This is a genomic window from Candidatus Nitrosacidococcus sp. I8 (assembly GCF_945836005.1).
In the GTDB taxonomy this organism is placed as follows: Bacteria; Pseudomonadota; Gammaproteobacteria; order Nitrosococcales; family Nitrosococcaceae; genus Nitrosacidococcus.
This window is the reverse complement of sequence record NZ_OX241534.1, coordinates 1,340,540-1,365,851: the sequence shown is the minus strand read 5'-3', so window position 1 is coordinate 1,365,851 and position 25,312 is coordinate 1,340,540. Positions and strand designations below refer to the sequence as shown.

The following is a 25,312-nucleotide window of genomic DNA, read 5'->3' as shown; positions in this document are numbered from 1 at the left end:
CTTTAAGTATTTATAGATATATAATATGCAAATATTACTTAGAGATAATGGTTATATGGTAATAAGAATATTATTATTGCTCAGTGCAATAATAAGCATAGATGTAGCTCATGGGGCATTAATGTATAAATGGGTACCTACCTCTGATGAACATGCAGGAAATATATGGATTACAGCTGGGGATATCATTATCCATAACAATTCATATCAATTAGGTCATAATTATGATTATTCTATCCCTGCTTCAGTGGAAGAAAATTCACCTTCTTATAATAGCGGTGGTGGTATTAGTATAGGAGAGTTAAGTAATGACTCTAGCCCTCCTATATCGTTTTCTTTTGATCTTATGGATGATACAGGTGTAATGTCTATAGCTGCTTTTAATAATAGTGGTGCTAATATTGGTGGTACTCTCAGTCAATATTTTAATAATATTGATACAAATCTCACTCTTAATCATCAGCTTTCCGGTAATATTAATATTAAAGCCTTAGTTAATGATATTAGCATTTCAAGTAATGGACTAATTACTGTAGGTGCTGATGGAGGTAATTTTTGTGGAGGAAATGCTAGCTGTAGTGGTCAAGCATTTGGATCTTTCGTACTTGTTAGCTCTGTTCCAGAACCCCATATTTTTTGGCTTTTTAGCATAGGATTTTTACTCTAGGAATACTCCATTACCGCCACTCTAGTGTATTTACACTATATATAACAAGCTCTAAGTGTGCTAGTGCTTTTATAGCACTCAGTTAGGTGGTGGGCGATACTGGGATCGAACCAGTGACCCCTGCCGTGTGAAGGCAGTGCTCTCCCCCTGAGCTAATCGCCCAAATGTAACCAGATTTTACGATATAATCTCCCCTAAAATCAATCAATATAGGGATCTCTTCTGATATTAGATACACGCCTTGAAGCGATAAATCACTGGCTTCAAGAACTAAATTTTATCCATTACTCTTTAACTCCTGTTGCAGGAGATGCTAGTGCTCGTCGTTATTTTCGTCTTTTTCAGCCTCAAAAAGAATCTTGGATTATCATGGATGCCCCACCAGAGAAAGAGGGGTGTGCCGATTTTATTTATATTGCTAATAAATTAAATGAATTAGGGTTAAATGTACCTAGAATTTTATTCCAAGATTTAAAGCAAGGGTTTTTACTATTAACGGATTTAGGCTCTAGCCAATATTTATATTTTCTAAATGTAAATAGTGCACAAACGCTCTACGAGGATGCAATCTCTGCTCTTCTAATGCTACAAAGTAAAGGCTCTAATAGCATAAATTTAAAGCCCTATAGCCACGAACTATTATTCCAAGAAATGGAATTGTTTAAAGATTGGTATTTAAAGCGTCACTTAGGAATTCATATTACTACAGAACTTGATTCTGTATTTAATTTATTAGCAAATACAGCATTAAATCAACCCCAAGTATTCGTACATCGAGATTATCATTCCCGAAATTTAATGCTCACTAATCAAAATAATCCTGGAATCTTAGATTTCCAAGATGCGGTTAAAGGACCTGTAACCTATGATTTAGTTTCTTTATTACGGGATTGTTATATTGCTTGGTCCCAAGAAAAAATAGCAGATTGGGTATCTATGTATAGAAACAAAGCAACTCAATTGGATATTCCTGTAGGGCAGGATTTGAATGAATTTTTATATTGGTTTGATTGGATGGGTATTCAAAGGCATTTGAAAGCAATAGGTATTTTTGCCCGCCTAAATTATCGGGATCATAAACCTAACTACTTAAAAGATATTCCTAGAACTCTAGCATATATAATTAGAATAGGGAGTCAGTATAATGAATTAGTAGATTTAAATAAAATCCTACAATCTCTACCGCAATCTAATATGATTTTGCAGTGAAAGCAATGATATTGGCTGCAGGTCGTGGAAAACGAATGCGACCTCTAACAGACCACACACCTAAGCCCCTGCTTCAAGTAGGATCTCAACGGCTGATTGAATATATTATTGGGTCTCTGACTAAAGCAGGATTTACTGAATTAGTCATTAACCACGCTTATTTAGGAGAACAAATTGAATCTTATTTAGGAGACGGTCAGTGCTATGGTATACGTATTGACTATTCTCCTGAGCAAGAAGAAGGGTTAGAGACAGGAGGTGGAATTTATCATGCTCTTCCTTTGCTAGGAAAGAAACCATTTTTAGTAGTTAATGGGGATATCTGGACGGATTATCCTTTTGCTAATCTTAAAATCAATTTAAGAAGCCTTGCTCATCTTATTCTAGTAGATAACCCCAGCCACCATCCTCAAGGAGATTTCACCCTATGTGGTAGCCAAGTTACTACAAAAGAGGGCGAGCGACTTACTTTTAGTGGTATTGCTGTTTACCATCCGAAATTGTTTACTCACTGCTTTCCTGGGCGATTTCCTTTAGCACCCTTATTACGGGAAATGGCTTGCCGAAATTTGGTAACAGGGGAATATTATCAAGGAGAATGGCGTGATATAGGGACACCAGAAAGCTTGTTTAGCCTAGTACAGCATTTAACTTTGGCTTAACTAAATTTAGTTAATTGATATTCTAATTTGCCATTAGATTTTCTAGTAGAGCCTTCTGGGCATGGAGACGATTTTCTGCTTCATCCCATACCACGCTTTGATTTCCATCAATCACATCAATGGTCACTTCTTTCCCTCGATAAGCAGGTAAGCAATGCATAAAGAGTGCATCTTTTTTCGCTAAAATCATTAGTTTTTTGTTGACTTGGTAATCTTTAAAATCCCTAGATCGCTGCTCCTTTTCCTCTTCTTGTCCCATACTGGCCCAAGAATCTGTCACTACTAAATCGGCGTTTTTAACTGCTTCTTTTGGATCTGAAATTAGTTGAATATACTTTTCTGTATTTTTTAAAAGATCAGAGTTAGGCTCATAACCTATTGGTGTAGCAACATGTAATTTAAACTTAAATTGTTGTGCAGCACTAATATAAGAGTGGCACATATTATTACCATCACCTACCCACGCAACGGTTTGTCCTTGAATACTACCTCTATGCTCCGTATAAGTTTGAATATCTGCAAGTAATTGGCAAGGGTGATAAAGATCAGTAAGTGCATTAATTACAGGTACTTGAGAATAGGCTGCAAAACGCTCTAAAGTGGTATGAGAAAAAGTACGTACCATTAAACCATCTATCATTCTTGAGAGAACACGAGCAGTATCCTCAATCGATTCACCTCGACCTAATTGCGTGTCTTTTGGAGATAGAAAAATAGCACTACCCCCAAATTGAGTCATAGCTGCCTCAAAAGAAACACGAGTACGGGTAGAGGATTTTTCAAAAATCATACCCAATACTTTATTTTTTAATGGCTCGTAGATTTCTCCTGATTTCTGAAGAATTTTCAGCTCAATTGCTCGCTGGATAAGGTGTTCTAATTCTTTAGTAGATAAATCAAATAAAGTTAAAAAATGTTTTACTGCCATAGTTTTTTCTCTAACTATGTTTAAAATCTAGGAATTTTTGAGAAAAGATCTAATTAGGTTATTTAATTTTGAAGTAATAATATCAGCTTCTTCATCGGTAATAATTAAGGGAGGGAGTAATCTTATCACATTATTGGCAGTAACATTAATCAGCAACCCATCAGCTAGGGCATAAGACATGAGTGCACCACAAGGTCGATCTAATTCAATGCCCATCATTAACCCTTTACCTCGAATTGCCTTAACTTGCGGTAATTTTCCAAACATTTCTTGGAAAGATTGGAGCATTTTCTGCCCTAATTGAGCAGCACGGCTAGCTAAATTAGCTTGCTCTAGGGTATCTAAAACCGCTAAAGCAGAGCGACATGCTAAAGGATTACCTCCACAGGTAGAACCATGGGATCCTGGTTGTATTACTTCGGCAGCAACTCCTCGAGCGAGACAAGCTCCAATAGGTATACCACCACCGAGACTCTTTGCAAGGGTAATCACATCTGGTTGGGCTTGATGGCTATGCTGAAAAGCAAACCATTGACCTGTACGGCATAATCCTGTTTGCACTTCATCTAGCATCATAAGCCAGCCTTGTTGGTTACAAATGAGGCGTATTTGATCTAAATAATCCTCATTCGGAACAATAATTCCTCCTTCTCCTTGAACTGGTTCTAGTAATATAGCAACAATTTCTTGGTAGGTTTCTTTAGGAAGATTTCTTAATGCAGTAATATCATTGTAGGGAATTCGGATAAAATTTTGGACAAGAGGCTCAAAGCCTGCTTGGACTTTAGGGTTCCCAGTTGCACTTAGGGTAGCTAAAGTTCGTCCATGAAAACTACCTGTCATTACAACAATTTTTGGATTATCAACTCCTTGGTTATGCCCATAACGGCGGGCAATTTTAAGAGCAGCTTCATTAGCTTCTGCACCAGAGTTAGAAAAAAAGACACGATCCATACCAGATAAAGCCGTTAGGCGATTTGCTAGATCTTCTTGTAGAGAAATACGATAAATATTAGAAGTATGAAGTAATTTTTCTGCTTGATTTTGAATAGCTGCTACTACTGCAGGATGGGCATGACCCAGTCCACAAACTGCAACCCCTGCTAGGGCATCTAGGTATTGATTTCCTTCAGTATCCCATAACCAAGCTCCCCTACCGTACTCAAATGTAACAGGTAAGCGGTTATAGGCTAACATTAATGATTCGCTCATTGATTATGTGAATACTCTGATTAAATTTTAATATACTAAAAGATAATGGCAGCCAAATAAATTTAAGGCTGCCACAGTAAAGTAATTTTAAATTTATTTTCTAACGATTATTACTAGCAACAAAATCCCAGTTAACAATTTTCCAGAAAGATTCTACATACTGTGGGCGTGCATTGCGATAATCTACATAATAAGCATGCTCCCAAACATCGCAAGTTAGAAGGGGGGTTTTCCCTTCTGTAAGAGGGTTACCTGCATTAGCCGTTGTAGTAATTTCAAGAGATCCATTAGTATTTTTGACAAGCCAAGCCCAACCGGATCCAAAAAGAGTAATCGCAGTTTGGCTAAACTTTTCTTTGAACTCTGCAAAAGAGCCAAAATTTTTATTAATGGCAGCTAATAGATCTCCACTTGGTGATCCTTTTCCTTGGGGAGTTAAACAATTCCAATAAAAAGTGTGATTCCAGACCTGTGCACCATTATTAAAAATTCCTCCGGAAGATTTAGTAATGATCCCTTCTAAAGAAGCGTGTTCAAATTCTGTGCCAGCAATTAGCCCATTTAATTTGTCTACATAAGTCTGATGGTGTTTACCATAGTGGTACTCTAAGGTTTCTTTAGAAAGATAAGGTTCTAAAGAATCTATTAGATAAGGAAGATCTGGTAAACGGTGAATCATAAGTAAATCTCCTGTATTGTATTAAAAAATATGGTATAAATAACATTAAAACCCTTACGGTTACACAATTTCATACTAGAAATATCTGCAATGGAATCCTAATTATAGGTAAGATATTTTTAAGTAAAATTATACTAAACTGATTATTAAACTTAAGCCTCATTTATCGAAATAAGTTTATTTGCCTTAGCAACTCTCACTTTTTTGGAGGTATATTATGGGTGTTATAGAACAAATTAAAGAAATTGTAGAAACAAACCCGATTGTTTTATTCATGAAAGGCGATCCACAATTTCCCCAATGTGGTTTTTCTAGCAGAGCGGTTCAAGCGCTTCAAGCTAGTGGCATAGAATTTGCTCATGTGGATATCCTTTCTAACCCAGATATTCGTTCTCATTTACCTCAGTATTCAAATTGGCCCACTTTTCCCCAGTTGTTTGTAAATGGGGAATTAATAGGGGGTTGTGATATTATTATAGAGCTATTCGAGAAAGGGGAGCTTAAAAAAATTGCTGAAACAACTACTGCTAAAAATACTTAAAAATGTTGAGAGATATTCTTTATAGCAGGTAATTAATGTATACAGTTTATTTAAGTAGAGAAAAACCTGGTGAATCTACCGTTAATGTTGTAAATCCCGAATTTGAAAAGCCAGAACTTAAAAAACCGTCTATGTATAAAGTAGTCATGCTAAATGACGATTATACACCAATGGAATTTGTGGTTAAAGTATTACAGTTTTTTTTTACCATGGGCTTAGATCAGGCTACTCATATCATGTGGCAGATTCATACAGAGGGAAAAGGTATTTGCGGTATATTTACCTATGAAATAGCTGAAACGAAAGTAGCCCAGGTAAATGAATACTCAGGAGAGCATCAACACCCTCTAAAATGTGTTTTAGAGAAAACATAATTTTTTGATTCATCTCTGTATTTATCATGTATCTCAATTATTGGAACTTTGTAAAATAACTTACTATGTTAAGTAAGGATCTGGAAGTAAGTTTAAACCAAGCCTTTAAAGGTGCTCGAGAAAAAATGCACGAGTATTTAACGATAGAGCATCTTTTACTTGCTATGTTAGATAACGAGTCAGCTGCTGCTGTACTCCGTGCTTGCAATGTAAATTTAGAACAGCTAAGAGAAGAAATTAACTCATTTTTAAATGAAACAACGCCACTGTTATCTAATCAAAATAATCGTGATACTCAGCCTACCTTAGGGTTCCAGCGAGTCTTGCAAAGAGCTGTGCTTCAGGCTCAATCTTCTGGTCAAAGGGAAGTTACAGGTGCCAATATATTAGTAGCTATCTATGGAGAGCAGAAATCTCAAGCAGTATATTTTTTAAAACGGCAACATACCACTCGATTAGATATTATCAATTACATCTCCCACGGAATTAGTAAGGTTGAATCTCAAGAAGAAAGTGGAGAAGCACCTCACGCTTCTGAAGAAACAGAAGCAACGCATGTAAATCCACCTGGAAAAACCCCGCTAGAGATTTATGCAACTAATCTTAATTTATTAGCTGCTCAAGGAAAAATCGATCCTCTTATAGGACGCTCTAATGAATTAGAGCGTATTATTCAAATTCTATGCCGAAGAAGAAAAAACAACCCTTTACTTGTGGGTGAAGCAGGCGTAGGTAAAACGGCACTTGCTGAAGGGTTGGCATGGAAAATCACTGAGAGAGACATTCCAGATATTCTACAAAATTGTACTGTCTATAGCTTAGATATGGGGGCATTGCTAGCAGGCACAAAATACCGTGGAGATTTTGAAAAGAGATTTAAAGGGATATTATCCCAGCTTAAAAACGAAAAAGAGTCTATCCTATTTATTGATGAAATCCATACGATTATTGGTGCAGGATCCGCCTCTGGTAGCGTTATGGATGCTTCTAACTTAATTAAACCGGCACTGACTTCTGGCGAGCTCAAGTGTATTGGTTCTACTACTTATCAAGAATATCGTAATATTTTTGAAAAAGATCGAGCTTTAGCACGTCGTTTTCAAAAAATAGATATTCCTGAGCCTTCAGTAGAGGAAGCAATACAGATTTTACAAGGATTGAAATCTCGATTGGAAGAACACCATAAAGTTCGTTTTTCCCAAGCAGCTTTACGTACTGCTGCTGAACTCTCGGATCGCTATATTCATGATCGCCACCTTCCAGATAAAGCTATTGATGTGCTTGATGAGTGTGGTGCTTACCAGCAGTTATTGCCTGCTTCTAAACGTAAAAAAGTGATTAGTGCACAAGATGCCCAAGCGGTAATTGCTAAAATAGCGCGGATTCCGCCTAAGCAAGTCTCTCTTTCAGATAGGGAAACCTTAGCAACCCTAGAATCTAATTTAAAAAGAGTTATTTTTGGGCAAGATGCAGCCATTGAAGCATTAAGCTCAGCAGTTAAAATGGCACGCTCTGGCTTGATGGATAGTCATCGTCCCGTAGGATCATTCCTCTTTGCTGGACCTACAGGGGTAGGAAAGACAGAGGTGACAAGGCAGCTTGCTTATATTCTAGGCATTGAGCTTATTCGTTTTGATATGTCTGAATATATGGAAAGTCATACTGTTTCTCGGCTCATCGGAGCACCCCCCGGTTATGTAGGCTACGATCAAGGAGGGTTACTTACTGAAGCAGTGTACAAAAATCCCCATGGAGTTTTATTGCTTGATGAAATTGAAAAAGCCCATCCAGATATATTTAATCTATTACTCCAAGTAATGGATCACGGTATGTTAACCGATAATAATGGGCGTAAAGCAGATTTTCGCAATATTACTTTAGTGATGACTTCTAATATAGGCGTTCATGAAGCAAGTCGTAGCTCCATGGGCTTTACGAAACAAAATCACGAAAGTGATATTATGGGAGCAATTCAACGTACCTTTAGTCCTGAACTGCGCAACCGATTAGACGCTATTATTCAGTTTAAACCGCTCAGTAAATCCTCTATAGGTAGAGTGGTAGATAAATTCTTAATGGAATTAGAGTTATTACTGCAAAGTAAACAAGTTACCCTAGAAGTGGATTCAGAGGTAAAAGCTTGGCTAGGGGAACATGGTTATGATGAAGCTATGGGAGCTCGCCCTATGTCTCGGCTCATTCAAGAAAAAATCAAAAAGCCTTTGGCAGATGAATTACTATTTGGTAAATTAGCCCATGGCGGTCATGTTGTAGTAACCTTGCTTGAAGATAACCTTCATTTAACCTATCCAGTCTAGAAAGAGAGATCCTGATTGTACTGAACAGGATCTTTTCTTGAGTTTAATTAAAATTATAATGTTTTTGGCTCTGATACTGTTGTTGTAGGAGGATTGTCAGGATTTGTAGGATTAGAGGATGCAGCAATTATCTGTACGTTAGTAAGCAATGCATATGGGGGTAATCCTGCAGGAGTTCCGTTGGCTAGGAATTGCAATACCATAGATGATTGGTTAGCAGTAAAATTAAAGGATTGGGAAGACCAACCGCTAAAGGTAGGGGTTGAATGAGAACCGAGGAACCCATTATTGCTAGTTATTGTTTCTTCAGGGATTGTAAATGATGTAAGTGGGTCACTACTATTACTTCCATCGAAAATAGAGGCAGTAAGCCCAGCTGCTTCCTTTGCAGTATCAATATTATCCATTGTTGCTGCAAAATCAAAGCTTACATTGTATTCTTGACCTGCTGTTAATCCATTAATAGTTTGTTCTATACCAATACCACTATTAGGCATATTAGCTTGTATAGCTAAAAAGGCACTATTATCTGTAGGAGCAGTTACGGTGCTAGGCAGTAATGGGCGATTTGTTTGCCCTGATACTAGCATTGATGCAGTACCATTTGAATCCATATCTTGAGCATTTACAGTAGATGCAGCTGTAGCACTTGGAAACCATACAATATTCTGGTTTGCAGAAAGTACAGTAGCAACAGATCCACCCGATATAGTTCCACTTGTTAGTGTAGACTAGTCATTTACAAATTCTCCATATGATTTTTCATTAGGAGCATTATTAAAAGTACTAGGTGCATAATTAAGCTGAGTAGGGGTACCTGAATTAACCGCTAATCCTCCCGTGACTTGGTGAATTTGAGAAAAATCCCCATTTTGAACTAAATTAATGGGCCCTGCATATGCGCTTTCAAAAGCACTTATTGAAAATAATATTGAGAGGCAGGCATAAGTAAAACGCATAAAATTTAAACCTCCTAAAATAGGTTTATAACAAAATACTTATAAATTTAAGCAAAAAATATGCCAACTTATAAAGCAAGGAAAGGGGAGGTATAAATTTTATGCATGAATATATAGTGGGCATTTTTCATCATATTTATGACAAAAATTTGTATAATGTTACCTATTTATGGGTTTCATACTGAATTTAATATGCATTGTTAGTATAGTTTGGTTAAGAATGCTCTAGTAAATTTCTATCTAAATTAATGAACCTTTATCTATTACCTATAATTGCAAGGCATCTAACTAGTTTCATGGGCAGGAGTTTTCAATGTATAATAATAGGATTATTATTTTAATAATTTTTAATTTTATTAAGCTGTTGTTAAAGAGAAGATAGGAATAAAAACTATGGCTGATACTTGGTTAACATCACTGATTACCGAAACTCCTCAAGAAGGCTTTGAACTGGCCGTTACCCTCAGCCGAAGGGGGGTAAAATATACGCAACCGAATACTGAAGTATTACATAAGTTACGATCTGAATATGCAGAAAATGCCTCTGGCTTGACTGCGGCCTCTCAAGTCGTTGCAATTAATTTTCAGACAGTGGCTGCTGCCAATAATTACTGGCGTAAATCAAACAGTGGCTGCTGCCAATAATTACTAACGTAATATAGATAAGTTTAAGCTTATCTAAAATTAGTCTTTGATTTATAAAATATTTATTTAAGTTTTTGTTAAAAACCAAACCTTAAACTTCTAGTTTAAAAATAGAGAAAATTATTAATAGTCAGCTAGGGATAGTAAGAAGGAAATTTCTCAACCTAATTCAAATATGAAATCTAGCTGGTTCTACTCTTTTGCAATAGCTTTTTTAGCTATATGCATGTTATGCAGCACCTGTACTCGTGCAGAAAATCGCCCTATCCCTATCTTTGTTAGTATTATTCCTCAAAAATATTTTATAGAACGTATTGGTGGTAGCCGAGTACAGGTCTCTGTGATGATAAAACAAGGGCAGAATGAGGAAACATATGAGCCTACTCCTAAACAAATAGTTAAACTTACTCAAGCAGAGTTTTACTTTCGTATCGGAATACCTCTTGAAATAATTTGGTTAGAATCTATTGCAAAGACTAACCCTAGCATTAAGATTGTAGATAATCGTAACGATATACCCCTATTGTCCATTTCGACAGATGCTCCCTCTGAAAAAGTAGGAAATAATAAGATTTCATATGAATCTATGGATCCCCATATTTGGACAAGCCCACCTCTAGTAAAAATTATTGCAAAAAATATTAGAGATACACTTATTACTGCTGATCCTACTTATAAAAATCAATTTGAAAAAAATTATCAACTATTTATTCAAGATCTAAATGATCTTGATAAATTCATCCGTAGTGCATTATCAGATATTACTCAGCATGATTTTATGGTGTTTCATCCTGCTTGGCGTTACTTTGCCAGAACCTATGACCTTCATGAGATTGCCATCGAGCACGAGGGCAAAGAGCCGGGAGCTAAATCCTTAGCATCTTTAATTGAATTAGGTCGTAGAAAAAATATTAAAACGATTTTTATCCAAAACCAATTTAGTCGTACTCATGCACAATTAATAGCCCAATCTATTGGTGCAAAACTTATTCTTTTAGATCCACTTTCAGAAAATTATGAAGCAAACTTGCGTCATGTAGCCACTACATTAGCAAGCGTATTGAAGTGAATCAGGATTCTACTGATACTGTTATCTCAATTAGAGATATTTGTTTTTCCTACAACGGACCATTAGTACTCGATCATATTAACCTTGAGATTTATAGTGGAGAATTTCTAGGAATTATTGGTCCTAACGGAGGTGGGAAAAGTACCTTACTCAAAATTATTCTAGGACTGCTTACACCTTTATCAGGTTATATTTCCGTATTAGGTCTTTTGCCTAAAAAAGGAAAATCAGTTATTGGTTATGTACCCCAACATAATAGTTTCACTGATAACTTCCCAATTACTGTAGAATCCGTAGTCCTTCAAGGACGCTTGGGCAAAACAAGAATTATCGGTAACTACACTCAAAAAGATAGAGAGATTGCTCAACAAGCAATGACGCAAGTAGAAATACTAGGGCTAAGTAAGCGATCTCTATCCGATTTATCCGGGGGGCAGCATCAACGAGTATTAATTGCTAGAGCACTCACTATGGAACCTGAAATACTTATTTTAGACGAGCCAACTGCTCATGTGGACGTACGATTAGAAGAGGATTTTTTTCGTTTACTTCAAACCCTGAATAAAAAAATGACAATTATTGTGGTTTCCCATGATATTGGATTTATTTCCCGCTATGTGAATCGAGTTGCTTGCCTAAATCAAACTTTAGTATGCCATGAAACCGCTGCAATTAGCGGGAAAATAATTGATCAGCTCTATGGTACTAGAGTGCGTATTATTGATCATATTCATTCATTATGAATTTTTGGGAAACTTTAATAACTACTACCTTTTTACAGAATGCTTTAATTGCAGGCATTTTAGCAAGTTTAAGCTGTGGTATAGTAGGTAGCTTTGTTATTGTTAAGCGTATCAGTTTTTTAGTGGGAGGGATTGCTCATGCAATTTTAGGAGGTATGGGAATTGCCTATTATTTAGGGAAAGATCCCTTTTTAGGTGCTTTATTTGCTGCTTTGCTTGCCGCACTAGTTATAGGTTGGGTAAATTTACGCTGGAAAGAACAAGAAGATACGCTCATTAGTGCACTCTGGTCGATAGGAATGGCTATTGGCATTATTTTTATCTCTCAAGCTCCTAGCTACAATGTAGATCTTATGGCATATCTATTTGGAAATATTCTTATGGTATCAATACAACAGCTCTATTTAATGGCTGGTATAGATATAGCTATTATTCTTATTATTTTTTTATTTTATAAGCAATTTTTAGCCATAAGTTTTGATGAAGAATTTGCTAACCTACGTGGAGTACCTGTTATTTTTTTCTATTTACTTCTTCTTTGTATGGTTGCAATTACCGTTGTACTTTTAGTTCAGATAGTAGGTTTGATTTTAGTCATTGCCTTACTCGCACTACCGGCAGCAATTGCAAGACAATATACTAAATCTTTAGTAGGGATGATGATCCTTGCCTCCTTCTTAGGGGCAATCTTCACTACTACGGGGCTTGCTATTTCTTACGAGCCAGATCTTCCTACTGGATCAGTCATCGTATTAGTCACGGGAGCAGCCTATCTTATTTCAACATTAGCCATAGAGTTACGCTAGAAATTAAAAAACGAGGGCTACAGAGTAACCCTCGTTATATAAATCAGTAACTAATTAGATGTTTGGAGCTCAACTCGGCGGTTTTGTGCACGCCCATCTTGAGTAAGATTAGAAGCTATTGGGTGCTCTTCGCCATAACCCATTGCTGTCATTTTTGCTTTATCTACTCCATGAGAGGCTAAATAATTCATTACAGATTCGGCGCGCAGCTGAGATAACTGTTTGTTATATATTTCTGGTCCTGTACTATCTGTATGTCCTGCAATGGAAATATTTAACTCTGGGTGGCTTTGGAGAGACTGAGCAACATTATTTAAAATGCCTTGAGCATCTAGAGTGAGTTGTGCTGAGTCAAATTCAAAATGAACGCCTTTAAGCACTGCAGGACCTGGGCAACCCTGATTATTTACAGTAATCCCCTCTGGGGTATTGGGGCACTGATCTAAGTAATCAGCAATACCATCACCATCACTATCTAATGGGCACCCTACTGAATCAACAGCTACTCCTTTTGGTGTATTAGGGCACTGATCTGCACTATCAGGTACACCATCACCATCGCTATCTTTAACAGTACAACCTACACCATTAACCCTAGCACCTTTTGGCGTATTGATGCATTGATCTACACTATCGGGCACACCATCACCATCAGTATCCAATGGGCAACCTTTCTTATCTACTTTCATCCACTCAGGGGTATCAGGACATTGATCTATATGATCTGGCACACCATCATGATCAGAATCCGGTGTATCTGATCGACAAATTGTCCAAGTTATTACTTGCTCCTTACCAGGTAAGTATTTTTTATTTTCAGAGTTACCTTCCATGACTGCACAATCTGGCCAACCTTTATGATCTTTAAAATCTTTCTCATAAGGGTAGCTATCCCATGCCCCATCTCTTTCTATAGGCTGTTGTGCTGATGCACAAGTGATAAATAATATTGGTAAAATTACTAGAATTTTTGTTATATCTCTATTATTCATAAACGTCTCCCTGATTATAATCTTTTTGGATAAGTCTTAATTTTTATGATAAAAACCCCCTGAATTGCAATTTAATTATGATTTGGAGTAGCATAAGAAATTGAGTGATTATTGTGTGTATTTATATTACTACTCTGAGCTATGAAATAGTTTTCGATAAAGATTAAGGGTTTATCTACATTATAAACGCTACTAAAGTGTTAATATATCAAAGCTAAGGAATAAGTTTAAGATTGCTATAAGAATAGTATTAAACCTATTGATAATAAAAATATTATTATTAATGTAACTAGAGTATCTATCCAAATTAAGTTTTTTATTTTTTGAAATATAGATCAATGAATAATAAAATATTGCGTACTGTTTTTTTTATAATTTTGTCTCTTTCCTTCCTTAGTTTCTCTCTACCGGTAGCTGCAAACCCAACTTATGGTGCAAATGCAGGTAGGAAATTAGGAAGTGGGATCATCAACATTACAACTGGATGGTTAGAAATACCTAAAAGTATTGTGAGTACTAGTCACAATGACAATATTATTGTGGGTGTTATATGGGGTTTTATTAAAGGCATTGGTAATGCTATCGGGCGTACCCTAGTAGGAGTAGGGGAGCTTACTACTTTTTTTATTCCAACTCCAGATTTTATACATCCTAGATATGTTTTTCAGAATCTTGATCAGGATACTAGTTATGGGTTAAGACCCTAAGTACCTAAGTAAGGGGACAGCTAATGTTTATTTTAAGCTGACCCGTATGAGTTTTTTAATTAAAATAGGAAATTATTCCCACTTTAGAGCACCACCTGTTTGGTATTCAGTTACTCTTGTTTCAAAAAAGTTTTTCTCTTTCTTTAGATCAAGAACCTCTGACATCCAAGGAAATGGATTATCTACTCCGAAATATTGCTCTGGAAGACCAATTTGAGCAAGGCGGCGATTAGCAATATATTTTAGGTACTCTACAAACATAGTTGCATTAAGACCTAAAACACCTCTAGGCATAGTATCAGCAGCATATTGGGTTTCTAACTCTACAGCTTCTTCAATCATGGAAATAACCTCATTTTTAAATTCTTTTGACCATAAATGAGGATTTTCGATTTTAATCTGATTTATCACATCAATTCCAAAATTCATATGCATAGATTCATCGCGCATAATGTATTGGAACTGCTCTGCAGTACCTGTCATTTTATTTTGGCGACCCATGGAAAGAATTTGAACAAATCCCACATAAAAGAAAATTCCTTCAAAAATGACATAAAAAGCAATCAATTCTTTGAGTAATTTTTGGTCATTTTCCGTAGTACCTGTTTTAAAATTAGAATTTGAGAGGTATTGGGTAAATGGTAGTGCCCACTCTGCTTTGCGAGCAACCGCAGGTACCTCCCGATACATATTGAAAATTTCTCCCTCATCTAAGCTTAAACTCTCCACACAGTACTGATAAGCGTGAGTGTGTAGTGCTTCTTCAAAAGCTTGCCGTAACAAATATTGTCTGCATTCAGGATTAGTAATATGACGGTATACTGCTAGAACCAAATTATTAGCTACTAAGGAATCTGCAGTTACAAAAAAACCTAAATTCCGTTTTATAATCATCCGCTCATCTTCGGTTAGCCCATGTGGGCTTTTCCATAATGCAATATCAGCATTCATATTGATTTCTTGCGGCATCCAATGGTTAGCACAAGCACTTAAATACTTTTCCCAAGCCCATCCATATTTAAATGGAACAAGTTGATTAAGGTCAGCACGGCAATTAATAATTCTTTTATCATCTACTTGAATTCTGGCAGCTCCCATATCGATATTCTCAAAGCCAAAATTCATATAATTATGGTTTGCATTGTATGATGAGGAAGGCCAAGAATTTTCACTCTTAACTTCTGCGATAGAATCTTCCCAATTTAACATTTTATTTCTCTTAAAATATTTTTAGTGGAGTATGATGTATAGTTATTGGCAGGATTCGCAATTAGAATCCAAAACAGAACAGGCTTGCTCCTGCTTTTGTATCTCTATACCATAGTTAGATTGAACTGCATTGAGTTTACTTGTCTTATCTGGCTTAATCGTGCTTTTTTCAACATGGGTAGCACCTATAGATCTTAAATAATAGGTAGTTTTTAACCCTTGTTGCCAAGCAAATTTATAAAGACTATCAAGTTTCTTGCCACTAGGATTTGCAATATAAAGATTGAGGCTTTGTGCTTGATCAATCCATTTTTGCCGCCTAGAGGCAGCTTCAATTAACCAGTGTGGATTTATTTCAAAAACAGTAAGATATAATTTTTTAATGCCTTCGGGAATCCTATCGATAGCTTGTACACTACCATCGAAGTACTTCAAATCGTTTACCATAATTTCATCCCAAAGGTTTTTATTTTTTAAATCCTTAACTAAATAAGGATTTATAACTGTAAATTCTCCAGAAAGATTAGACTTAACAAACAAATTCTGATAGGTAGGTTCAATAGATTGGCTTACACCACAAATATTAGAAATAGTTGCAGTAGGTGCAATTGCCATACAGTTTGAATTACGCATACCTACCGTTTTTACTTGATCTCGAAGGATTTCCCAGTCTAGAGTTTTTTCTTGATTTTGTTGTAAATAACCACCGCGACTACGAGCTAGAAGATCAATAGAATCTATAGGAAGAATTCCTTTACTCCATAGGGACCCGGGAAAAGTAGGATAACTTCCTCGCTCCTTCGCTAGGTTACTAGAGGCTAGAATTGCATAATAGCTAATAGATTCCATAGAACAATCTGCAAATTGCACTGCTTCTTGAGAAGCATAAGAATAGCGGAGCTTATATAGAGCATCTTGAAATCCCATAACCCCTAATCCTACTGGACGATGCTGTTGATTAGCTTTCTGAGCAGTAGGTACTGCATAGTAGTTATAATCGATCACATTATCTAACATCCGCATAGCAAGGGTAACTGTATGTTCTAACTTGGCGTGATCAAGACCGTGTTCATTAATATGCTGAGGGAGATTCACTGATCCTAAATTACATACTGCGATCTCCTCTTTTGAAGTATTTAGGGTGATTTCAGTACATAGGTTAGAGGAGTGAATAACCCCTACATGTTGTTGAGGGGAGCGTATATTACACGGATCTTTAAAAGTAATCCATGGATGCCCAGTCTCAAATAGCATGGAGAGCATTTTACGCCATAGAGTTTTAGCCGGAATTATTTTAAAATTCTTTAGTTGATTTTCTGCTGTCTTTTTCTCGTAAGCAAGATAAGCACATTCAAAATCAGCACCTACTAAGTCATGGAGATCTGGGGTTTCATCAGGAGAAAATAAAGCCCACTGACCATCTTCTATGACTCTTTTCATAAAGAGATCAGGTACCCAACATGAGGTATTCATATCATGAGTACGGCGCCGATCATCTCCCGTATTTTTTCGTAGATCTAAAAATTCCTCAATATCAATATGCCATACTTCTAAATAAGCACAAACAGCTCCTTTGCGTTTCCCTCCCTGATTGACTGCAACTGCGGTATCATTGGCTACCTTTAGAAAAGGCACAACACCTTGGGATTTCCCATTAGTACCTTGAATATGGGCACCCATACCTCGAACATAAGTCCAATCATTGCCTAATCCACCTGCATATTTAGAAAGAAGAGCATTATCTTTCATAGCATTATAAATTCCTTCTAGATCATCAGGTACGGTAGTTACATAGCAAGAAGAGAGTTGGGGTCTTATCGTACCTGAATTAAATAAAGTAGGTGTACTACTCATAAAATCAAAGGAAGAGAGTAGGTGGTAAAAACGAATTGCCCACTCTTCTTTTTCATCTTCATTGATTGCAAGCCCCATAGCAACTCGCATAAAAAAAGCTTGAGGTAGCTCAATTCTAGTATCTTCAGTATGAATAAAGTAACGATCGTAGAGGGTTTGTAATCCTAGGTAAGTAAATTGAAAATCTCGGCGAGCTTCTATTGCTTTGCCTAAGCGTTCCAAATCATAGTGTCCTAACTTAGGATCGATAAGCTTTAATTTAATTCCTTGTTGAATATACGAGGTAAAATATTCAGGGTAGCATTGTTCTACTTCTTGTTGGGTACATTGGATTTCCTTTCCATAAACAAAAGAAAGTGTCTCTCTACGTAGATTATCTAGCAACAGACGGGCAGCTACGTAGCTATATTGAGGATCTTTTTCAATAAAAGTACGTGCACTCATAATCATTGCTCGTGCTACATTTTCTATAGAGATACCATCAAAAAGACTACGCAGAGTTTCATTGAGAATCGCTTGAGGCTGAGTTTCAGACAAACCCTCGCAAGCTTCTTCTATAATTTTAATAAGCTGTGTTTTATCTATCGGGGTAGTTGTACCATCCGTATGCACCACATTAATTGATGAAGATTCATCTATTTGCTTTTTAGCTGCTTTTTTTGCTCTAAGTTGTGCTCTTTTCTCTCGATATAACATATAGACACGTGCTATCTTGTATTGCTCTCCACGCATCAAAGCAAGTTCTACCTGATCTTGAATATCCTCAATATGGATATTTCTACCTATTTCAAATCGTTGTATACATCTTTCTACAACTTGCTTTGTTAGTTCATCTACTACTTGAGAAATTCGTTTGCTTGTTTCAGTACTACCTTCTTCTACTGCCAAGAATGCTTTAGTGATAGCAGCAGCAATTTTATTGGGATCAAAAGTTACTGTTTTACCATTACGACGAATGACTTGATATTGGTTTAGCATTGATTCAGATTGAAAGTGGGGGCTTTGTCGTTCTTGCATCATGTGTACTTATTCTAATTCTAACTATAAGGAAGAGCTAATCTAGTGCTTTAGCTATATCTAGTACTTCTATTACATGATCTTCTACTTTAACTTGGCGCCACTCTTTATGTAAAACCCCATTTTTATCTATAAGAAAAGTACTACGCTCAATTCCTTTAGTATCTTTCCCAAAAATTTTTTTAGGCTTAATAACATCAAATAGTTGGCAAATCACTTCATTCTCATCTGATAGTAAATCAAAAGGAAAGTGCTGCTGGTTTCTAAAAATTTCGTGGGATTGAATACTGTCTTTAGAAATGCCAAAAATAAGCGTATTTGCCTGTTCAAACTCTTCAGATAGATCTCGAAAAGCTTGCCCTTCTCTAGTACACCCTGGGGTATCATCTTTTGGGTAGAAATAGAGCACTATGTTTTGGCCTTTGAATTGAGAGAGTTTAAAAGATTTATTAGCGGTTGAGGGAATCTCAAAATCAGGAACTTCAGATCCAACAGTAATTTTAGACATAAGAAGTAATTAGCGTCCTTGAATAGGTTCTAAGAAAGCATCATCTAAATTTAAGTTATCACATAAATCTAAAAATTGATTTCTTAGTGTAGCAATAGATAAATGAGTAGGTAAGTGTATAATGATGCTTACTGAAAATAAAGTGACACCTCCCGAACCCTGATAACAGTGGGTATCTATTTCCTCAATTAAAATATTTTGATCAAAAAAGAAAATAGCGAGCTCATGAAAAATATGAGGCTGATATAGTGCCGCAGTGATTTTTGCTACATAATGAATAAATTTGTGATCAGCATTAGGTTGGGTACGTTGCGTTAGTATAGAAAGGGCTAATTTTTGTTTAAGTATAGGGAGCATTGATTCCAGCTTAGCAATTGTATTCCAAGAACCGGAAACAAAGAGTGATATGCTAAATTCTGATCCCATAAGCGTTACTCGGCTATCTTTAATATTGCAGCCACTATTTAATATAGTGTTTCCTACTTCTTTTAGAAGATTAGGCTGGTTTTTTCCAATCGCTAAAATAACTAAATGCTGCTCCATTGTATTTTTATTTATAACCCTTTGCTTATCTACTTTATTATTCAGTACAGTGTAAATACAAGAGAATTTTTTTACTGGAAAATAGTCATAAGCAATATTATTTAAACTGAGTCTTTATAGAATGATTATGATTCATGGTAGTATGGTTGCCTTAGTTACTCCAATGTATATGGATGGTGCGGTAGATTGGGAAAATTTATCTCGGTTGGTAGATTTTCACTTGGAAAATAAGACAGATGCGATTGTAGCGGTAGGCACTACAGGAGAATCTGCTACTTTAGATATTAAAGAGCATATCAATATTATCCAAGAGATTATTCGCCAAGTACAAGGTCGAATACCTATTATCGCAGGTACTGGGGCAAATTGCACAAGTGAAGCAATTGATCTTACTCGAGCAGCTTTAGATGCGGGGGCTGGTGCATGCCTGCTTGTCACACCCTACTATAATAGACCTACTCAAGAAGGGCTTTATTTACACTTTAAAGCTATTGCCGATGCAGTTCCTATTCCCCAAATTCTCTACAACGTACCAACTAGAACAGGTTGTGATCTGTTACCGGAAACAGTGGCTCGTTTAGCTAATATCCCTAATATTATTGGTATAAAAGAGGCTACCGGAGATCTTAGCCGAGGAAAAAGAATTTTGGATCTTTGTGGGGAGAAAATTGATCTCTATAGTGGAGATGATAATACGGCAATGGAATGTATCTTATTAGGTGGAAAGGGAAATATTTCTGTCGTTGCTAATGTTGCCCCTAGAATGATGCATGAATTATGCGATGCTGCACTACACCAAGATCAAATAACAGCAAAACAAATAAACCAACAACTTACTCCCTTATATAAAGCTCTATTTTATGAGGCAAACCCAATCCCAGTAAAATGGGCTTTACATAGAATGGGGCTAATTAATTTAGGAATTCGATTACCGCTAACCCATCTATCAAATCAATATCATCAACCACTCGAGCTAGCCTTAAGCCAAGCACAGGCTTTGCCATGATAATAGCTACTATCGTAATAATAAATTATGCTTTGGAGCCGAGACGGCTGGATAATTCTCATGTGTGCAACCACAGTTATCCTCAGCAGCTGTGCCCGTACTTTTTCTGCATTAGATAAAATCGTACCGGATAATACTAAAAAATACCGGGAGGCTAAGGCATTACCTCCTCTTGAAATTCCACCAAATTTAAGTATCAACAATATTCATGATGATATAAAAGAAACCAGTACAAATAAGGCAACTTATTTAGAATATAAAGAACAAGCAACTAACCCTTTACGGGAAATATATGGCATTAAACCGGATGAAAAACCTTATATAGAAGGAGAGGGAAAGAAGCGACAGTTAGTAGTTCCTGAAAGCTTAGAGCAAGTATGGAGTAGAATTCATGGCTTTTGGTTGGAAAATAATTTTAAGATCAAAGCTGAGGATATTCGTATTGGTTTTATGGATGTTATTGGTAATACAAATCAAGATAGTTATCGAGTACAGATAGAGCATGGGGAAGTCCCACAACACTCTATTATTCACCTAAAGCAGCGTAGCAAAAATATTAATCCTCAACAGGAAGAGGCAGCATTCCGTAGTCTTGCTGATTACTTAGGTGTGCTTCATGCACAAGATCTAGCGATTAAAGAGGAAGAAAGTGATTATCAACCTAGCCAGCAAGTCAGTGTACTTGAACAAGGTACAGTTTTAGAAGTTGATAAAGATTTCTCTCATGTTTGGGATGAAGTAGGGCTTATTTTAGATCGCAAAGGATTTACAGTTGACGATCATAGTAGATCCCGAGGTATATACTATATTCGTTATAATGATCCTTTTTTAGATGATGATAAGGAAGAGAAAAAAAACCTAAGATCAAAGCTAGCTTTCTGGAAGAAGAAAAACAATAAAAATAAACAAAACCAGTACCAAATCAAACTAATTTCAGATGGACCTTCCACCCGGATTGTTATTCTGGATAAAAAGGGAAATAAAGATGAGACACAGGTATCAAAACACCTGCTATCTTTAATTGGTGAACAATTAAGTGAGCAAGTCTAAAATGGCAGAATATATAAAACAAGCAAAACTCTATTCAGGAAAGGCAAAGACAGTCTATACCACTCATGATCCTAAGCTGTTAATTTTACATTTTCGAGATGACACCTCTGCATTTGATGGGGGGAAAACAGAGCAGTTTAATAAAAAAGGGGAAATTAATAATAAATTTAATGCCTTTATTATGGAAAAACTAGATCAGGCTGGCATTCCTACACATTTTGAGAAGCTGATCGACCCTCAAGAATCTCTAGTTAAAAATTTAGAAATGCTTCCTATTGAATGTGTAGTGCGTAATATAGCAACGGGTAGTTTATGCCGAAGGCTAGGTGTACAAGATGGGGAAGATCTAGAACCGCCTATCTTTGAGTTTTTTCTAAAAAATGATGTACTTCATGATCCTATGATTAATGAATATCATATTGAAACTTTTGGCTGGGCTACTAAAGATCAAGTAGAACAGATGAAGATCTATACTTTTCAAGTTAACGATTTTTTGAAAAAACTCTTTTTAGATGCCGGCCTACTGTTAGTAGATTACAAGTTAGAATTTGGTGATTATCAAGGTCGATTAATATTAGGAGATGAATTCACTCCGGATGGATGTCGTCTCTGGGATATAGAAACACGAGAAAAATTAGATAAAGATCGTTTTCGTCATGGATTAGGCGGGCTTATAGAAGCTTATGAAGAGGTAGCCCATCGTATTGGTACACCATTGTAAAGTATATAATCACCTGGGTTATTGGTTTTTTTCTAAACGCCAATTGATTGTGAGTCCAGCTTGTAGAGGGATTAATACTTGATCCCCAAAAGGTAGAGTTTCGGGCACTTTCCATGGAGATTTAATTAAGGTTATTTTAGCTTGATTCCTAGGTAATTCATAAAAATCCGGACCATAAAAACTAGTAAACCCTTCTAGTTTATTTAAAGAATCTGCTGCCTCAAAGATTTCAGTATAAATTTCTAGAGCTGCATGGCTATTGTAAATTCCAGCACAACCGCAGGCAGATTCTTTATTACTTTTAGAATGAGGTGCACTATCTGTGCCTAAAAAAAACTTCGGATTACCACTAGTAGCTGCAGTGATAAGTGCTTGGCGATGCTTCTCTCTTTTTAGCACAGGCAAACAATAATGATGGGGTTGAATACCTCCTAATAGCATTGCATTCCTATTCAGCAATAAATGGTGTGGGGTAATCGTTGCGGCAATATTTGATGACGTTGCTTGAATAAATTCTACTGCTTCTTGGGTGCTAATATGCTCTAGCACTACTTTAAGTTCTGGAAAATCATGAAGTATAGGAATAAGATTTCGTTCTATAAATATTTTTTCTCGATCAAAAATATCAATATTTAAATCAGCGGTTTCTCCATGAAGTAATAAGGGAAGTGTTTTTCTCTGTAATATCTCAAATATAGGATAGAGTTTAGCAAGATTGGCTACACCAGAATCAGAATTGGTGGTTACACCTGCAGGGTATAATTTAACACCATATATATAACCGCTATCTTTAGCACGGATAATTTCTTCAGCTGTGGTATTATCAGTAAGATAAAGAGTCATTAAAGGTTGAAATATTCTATCTTTAGGTAATACAGAGAGAATTCGATTTCGGTACGCTAATGCTTGCTGAGTTGTTATTATAGGTGGTTTGAGATTAGGCATAATGATAGCCCGAGCAAAGCGTTGAGAAGCATCAAAAACAGTATGCACTAACGCACTTTCGTCTCGTACATGTAAATGCCAGTCATCTGGGTAAGTTATTGTTAATCTATTTATCATAATTTTTTGCTAGTATAAGTTTATATACTTCCTAGAACAGTAGGATATTTTTTAAGTACAGTATAATCTGAATTTATAGTAATAAAGTTAAAGAGGAATTTGTTGTGAATTGCCTAAGTGGGGCTGAAATTCTTGTTCAATGTCTAAAAGACGAAGGCGTAGAGTACATTTTTGGGTATCCAGGAGGTGCTGTACTTCATATCTATGATGCACTCTACCAGCAATCAGATATAACTCATGTCTTAGTTCGCCATGAACAAGGAGCTGCTCATGCAGCAGATGGCTATGCTCGATCTACTGGCAAGGCAGGGGTGGTTCTTGTTACTTCTGGTCCTGGAGCCACGAATGCTATCACTGGCATTGCTACTGCTTATATGGATTCTAGCCCATTAATAGTAATCACTGGTCAAGTACCCCGATCAGTCATTGGTAGTGATGCTTTCCAAGAAGTGGATTCTGTCGGCGTTACAAGACCTTGCGTAAAGCACAATTTTTTAGTTAAGAGTATCGAGGAAATTGCACCTACTTTTAAAAAAGCTTTTTATATTGCCACAAATGGTCGCCCAGGTCCTGTAGTGATAGATATACCTAAAGATATTACTGATCCTGATATTAAAATTCCTTACCACTACCCCAAACAGGTTAACCTAAGATCCTATCGTAAGGTTGCACTTCAACAATTCGATAGGCTAGAAGAAGCTGTTGATTTGCTGATCTCTGCAAAAAAGCCAATGATATATACTGGCGGTGGAGTAGTCATTAGTAATGCTGCTAATGAGCTTACTCAATTTGTTCGTCTACTTGGTTACCCTATTACCAGCACGCTTATGGGATTAGGTGCTTATCCAGCTACTGATTCTCAGTTTATTGGAATGTTGGGGATGCATGGAACTTATGAGGCTAACATGGGCATGCATGAGTGTGATGTACTGATTGCTATAGGTGCACGTTTTGATGATCGGGTAACAGGCAATATTAATCAATTTTGCCCCTATGCTAAAATTATCCATATTGATATTGATCCCTCAAGTATATCAAAGAATATACATGCTCATATTCCTATTATAGGAGATGTAAAAGTAGTACTTAAGCAATGTATCGAAATATTAAAGAGCACTAATCAAAATCCAGATCAAAATGCACTATCCCAATGGTGGAATCAAATTAAACAGTGGCAAAATATAAACTGTTTACAATATCAAAAAAGTAATGAGCTAATTAAGCCTCAGTACGTTATTGAAAGACTCTATGAATTAACTAAAGAAAGATTTGCCTATGTTACATCTGATGTAGGCCAACATCAGATGTGGGTTGCTCAACTTTATAAGTTTGATCAGCCAAGACATTGGATTAATTCAGGTGGATTAGGCACAATGGGATTTGGATTACCTGCTGCAATGGGGGTTCAATTTGCATATCCAGAATCTCTAGTTGCCTGTGTAACAGGAGAAGCAAGTATCCAAATGTGCATCCAGGAACTTTCAACCTGTAAGCAATATGATTTACCTATAAAAATTATTAACCTAAATAATCGCTATATGGGTATGGTTCGGCAGTGGCAGGAGTTTTTTTATGATCGGCGCTATTCTCATTCTTATGTGGATGCCCTTCCAGATTTCGTAAAACTTGCTGAGGCTTATGGTCACGTAGGTATACGTATTGAAAAACCAAGCGATATAGAAGCAGCATTAAAAGAAGCTTTTGCTCTCAAGGATCGTTTAGTATTTCTAGATTTCATCACCGATCAAACAGAGAACGTGTATCCTATGATTGCCGCAGGCAAGGGGCATCATGAAATGCACTTAAGTGCCCAATGTAATACACTGTAATT

General features: G+C 36.4%; 26 protein-coding genes and 1 tRNA gene. 15 read left to right on the top strand and 12 right to left on the bottom strand.

The window, feature by feature from the left end; genetic code table 11:
* The first annotated feature begins 55 nt into the window (after positions 1–55).
* Complete coding sequence (locus OOL07_RS06785; protein ID WP_264695790.1) at positions 56–667, top strand: hypothetical protein; 612 nt, start codon at positions 56–58, stop codon at positions 665–667.
* A gap of 87 nt (positions 668–754) precedes the next feature.
* On the opposite strand, the gene OOL07_RS06780 is transcribed toward OOL07_RS06785, so the two are convergent.
* Positions 755–829, bottom strand: a tRNA-Val gene (locus OOL07_RS06780).
* A 60-nt stretch (positions 830–889) separates the two neighbouring features.
* On the opposite strand from OOL07_RS06780, the gene OOL07_RS06775 reads away from it, so the two are divergent.
* Both OOL07_RS06775 and murU read left to right on the top strand, forming a co-directional pair.
* Positions 890–1,876, top strand: coding sequence for an aminoglycoside phosphotransferase family protein (locus tag OOL07_RS06775; RefSeq protein ID WP_319804046.1), 987 nt, complete (start codon positions 890–892; stop codon positions 1,874–1,876).
* Complete coding sequence (murU, locus tag OOL07_RS06770; protein WP_264695789.1) at positions 1,873–2,538, top strand: N-acetylmuramate alpha-1-phosphate uridylyltransferase MurU; 666 nt, start codon at positions 1,873–1,875, stop codon at positions 2,536–2,538. Before OOL07_RS06775 ends, murU begins: the two co-directional genes overlap by 4 nt.
* Before the next feature lie 22 nt (positions 2,539–2,560).
* Here the strand turns inward: murU and argF are convergent, their stop codons facing one another.
* From argF to OOL07_RS06755, 3 genes are all read right to left on the bottom strand, one after another.
* Complete coding sequence (gene argF, locus OOL07_RS06765; protein WP_264695788.1) at positions 2,561–3,466, bottom strand: ornithine carbamoyltransferase; 906 nt, start codon at positions 3,464–3,466, stop codon at positions 2,561–2,563.
* A gap of 27 nt (positions 3,467–3,493) precedes the next feature.
* Positions 3,494–4,678 (bottom strand): aspartate aminotransferase family protein, encoded by a 1,185-nt coding sequence (locus OOL07_RS06760; RefSeq protein ID WP_264695787.1) that lies wholly within the window; start codon positions 4,676–4,678, stop codon positions 3,494–3,496.
* A 100-nt stretch (positions 4,679–4,778) separates the two neighbouring features.
* On the bottom strand, positions 4,779–5,357 hold the full coding sequence (locus OOL07_RS06755; protein WP_264695786.1) for a superoxide dismutase: 579 nt from the start codon (positions 5,355–5,357) through the stop codon (positions 4,779–4,781).
* Positions 5,358–5,574: 217 nt separating this feature from the next.
* Between OOL07_RS06755 and grxD the strand changes: the two genes are divergently transcribed.
* The 3 genes from grxD (at position 5,575) to clpA (ending at position 8,590) form a co-directional block, all read left to right on the top strand.
* A complete protein-coding gene (gene grxD, locus OOL07_RS06750) occupies positions 5,575–5,898 on the top strand; it encodes a Grx4 family monothiol glutaredoxin (RefSeq protein WP_413774108.1) in 324 nt (107 codons plus the stop codon).
* 35 nt (positions 5,899–5,933) lie between these two features.
* Positions 5,934–6,272: an ATP-dependent Clp protease adapter ClpS gene (gene clpS / locus OOL07_RS06745; RefSeq protein WP_264695785.1), complete on the top strand. Its 339-nt coding sequence runs from the start codon at positions 5,934–5,936 to the stop codon at positions 6,270–6,272.
* A 65-nt stretch (positions 6,273–6,337) separates the two neighbouring features.
* Positions 6,338–8,590 carry an ATP-dependent Clp protease ATP-binding subunit ClpA gene (clpA, locus tag OOL07_RS06740; protein ID WP_264695784.1) on the top strand — a complete coding sequence of 751 codons (2,253 nt, stop codon included), beginning with the start codon at positions 6,338–6,340 and terminating at the stop codon, positions 8,588–8,590.
* Positions 8,591–8,643: 53 nt separating this feature from the next.
* On the opposite strand, the gene OOL07_RS06735 is transcribed toward clpA, so the two are convergent.
* Together OOL07_RS06735 and OOL07_RS06730 are read right to left on the bottom strand one after the other, a co-directional pair.
* The gene (locus OOL07_RS06735; RefSeq protein ID WP_264695783.1) at positions 8,644–9,204 is read right to left on the bottom strand and encodes a hypothetical protein; all 561 of its coding nucleotides are present in this window, start codon (positions 9,202–9,204) and stop codon (positions 8,644–8,646) included.
* Positions 9,205–9,321: 117 nt separating this feature from the next.
* The gene (locus tag OOL07_RS06730; RefSeq protein ID WP_264695782.1) at positions 9,322–9,549 is read right to left on the bottom strand and encodes a hypothetical protein; all 228 of its coding nucleotides are present in this window, start codon (positions 9,547–9,549) and stop codon (positions 9,322–9,324) included.
* 393 nt (positions 9,550–9,942) lie between these two features.
* Between OOL07_RS06730 and OOL07_RS06725 the strand changes: the two genes are divergently transcribed.
* From OOL07_RS06725 to OOL07_RS06710, 4 genes are all read left to right on the top strand, one after another.
* Positions 9,943–10,194, top strand: coding sequence for a hexameric tyrosine-coordinated heme protein (locus OOL07_RS06725; RefSeq protein ID WP_264695781.1), 252 nt, complete (start codon positions 9,943–9,945; stop codon positions 10,192–10,194).
* A 226-nt stretch (positions 10,195–10,420) separates the two neighbouring features.
* Positions 10,421–11,263, top strand: a complete 843-nt coding sequence (locus OOL07_RS06720; protein WP_264695780.1) for a metal ABC transporter solute-binding protein, Zn/Mn family — start codon at positions 10,421–10,423, stop codon at positions 11,261–11,263.
* Positions 11,260–12,006, top strand: a complete 747-nt coding sequence (locus tag OOL07_RS06715) for a metal ABC transporter ATP-binding protein (protein WP_264695778.1) — start codon at positions 11,260–11,262, stop codon at positions 12,004–12,006. The genes OOL07_RS06720 and OOL07_RS06715 overlap by 4 nt, the downstream gene beginning before the upstream one ends.
* Complete coding sequence (locus tag OOL07_RS06710; RefSeq protein WP_264695777.1) at positions 12,003–12,812, top strand: metal ABC transporter permease; 810 nt, start codon at positions 12,003–12,005, stop codon at positions 12,810–12,812. The genes OOL07_RS06715 and OOL07_RS06710 overlap by 4 nt, the downstream gene beginning before the upstream one ends.
* 50 nt (positions 12,813–12,862) lie before the next feature.
* On the opposite strand, the gene OOL07_RS06705 is transcribed toward OOL07_RS06710, so the two are convergent.
* Entirely contained in the window at positions 12,863–13,804 is a 942-nt protein-coding gene (locus OOL07_RS06705; RefSeq protein WP_264695776.1) for an OmpA family protein, read from the bottom strand.
* Between the two features lie 338 nt (positions 13,805–14,142).
* Here OOL07_RS06705 and OOL07_RS06700 point away from each other — a divergent pair, with 338 nt between their 5' ends.
* A complete protein-coding gene (locus OOL07_RS06700; RefSeq protein ID WP_264695775.1) occupies positions 14,143–14,511 on the top strand; it encodes an exosortase system-associated protein, TIGR04073 family in 369 nt (122 codons plus the stop codon).
* 72 nt (positions 14,512–14,583) lie between these two features.
* Here the strand turns inward: OOL07_RS06700 and OOL07_RS06695 are convergent, their stop codons facing one another.
* From OOL07_RS06695 to OOL07_RS06680, 4 genes are read right to left on the bottom strand one after another with little or no spacing between them, the layout of a single operon-like run.
* Complete coding sequence (locus OOL07_RS06695) at positions 14,584–15,720, bottom strand: ribonucleotide-diphosphate reductase subunit beta (RefSeq protein ID WP_264695774.1); 1,137 nt, start codon at positions 15,718–15,720, stop codon at positions 14,584–14,586.
* A gap of 42 nt (positions 15,721–15,762) precedes the next feature.
* Positions 15,763–18,594: a ribonucleoside-diphosphate reductase subunit alpha gene (locus tag OOL07_RS06690; protein WP_319804027.1), complete on the bottom strand. Its 2,832-nt coding sequence runs from the start codon at positions 18,592–18,594 to the stop codon at positions 15,763–15,765.
* Positions 18,595–18,628: 34 nt separating this feature from the next.
* Positions 18,629–19,099, bottom strand: coding sequence for a peroxiredoxin (locus OOL07_RS06685; RefSeq protein ID WP_264695773.1), 471 nt, complete (start codon positions 19,097–19,099; stop codon positions 18,629–18,631).
* A gap of 9 nt (positions 19,100–19,108) precedes the next feature.
* The gene (locus OOL07_RS06680; RefSeq protein ID WP_264695772.1) at positions 19,109–19,642 is read right to left on the bottom strand and encodes a glycine cleavage system transcriptional repressor; all 534 of its coding nucleotides are present in this window, start codon (positions 19,640–19,642) and stop codon (positions 19,109–19,111) included.
* A gap of 127 nt (positions 19,643–19,769) precedes the next feature.
* On the opposite strand from OOL07_RS06680, the gene dapA reads away from it, so the two are divergent.
* The 3 genes from dapA to purC are packed head-to-tail and all read left to right on the top strand — an operon-like array spanning position 19,770 to position 22,419.
* Positions 19,770–20,648: a 4-hydroxy-tetrahydrodipicolinate synthase gene (dapA, locus tag OOL07_RS06675; protein ID WP_264695771.1), complete on the top strand. Its 879-nt coding sequence runs from the start codon at positions 19,770–19,772 to the stop codon at positions 20,646–20,648.
* A 27-nt stretch (positions 20,649–20,675) separates the two neighbouring features.
* Positions 20,676–21,698 (top strand): NlpB/DapX family lipoprotein, encoded by a 1,023-nt coding sequence (gene bamC / locus OOL07_RS06670; protein ID WP_264695770.1) that lies wholly within the window; start codon positions 20,676–20,678, stop codon positions 21,696–21,698.
* A 1-nt stretch (position 21,699) separates the two neighbouring features.
* Positions 21,700–22,419: a phosphoribosylaminoimidazolesuccinocarboxamide synthase gene (gene purC / locus OOL07_RS06665; RefSeq protein WP_264696354.1), complete on the top strand. Its 720-nt coding sequence runs from the start codon at positions 21,700–21,702 to the stop codon at positions 22,417–22,419.
* A gap of 18 nt (positions 22,420–22,437) precedes the next feature.
* Here the strand turns inward: purC and pyrC are convergent, their stop codons facing one another.
* A complete protein-coding gene (gene pyrC / locus OOL07_RS06660; RefSeq protein ID WP_264696353.1) occupies positions 22,438–23,478 on the bottom strand; it encodes a dihydroorotase in 1,041 nt (346 codons plus the stop codon).
* Positions 23,479–23,585: 107 nt separating this feature from the next.
* Here pyrC and ilvB point away from each other — a divergent pair, with 107 nt between their 5' ends.
* Positions 23,586–25,310 (top strand): biosynthetic-type acetolactate synthase large subunit, encoded by a 1,725-nt coding sequence (gene ilvB, locus OOL07_RS06655; protein ID WP_264695769.1) that lies wholly within the window; start codon positions 23,586–23,588, stop codon positions 25,308–25,310.
* Positions 25,311–25,312 lie beyond the last annotated feature (2 nt).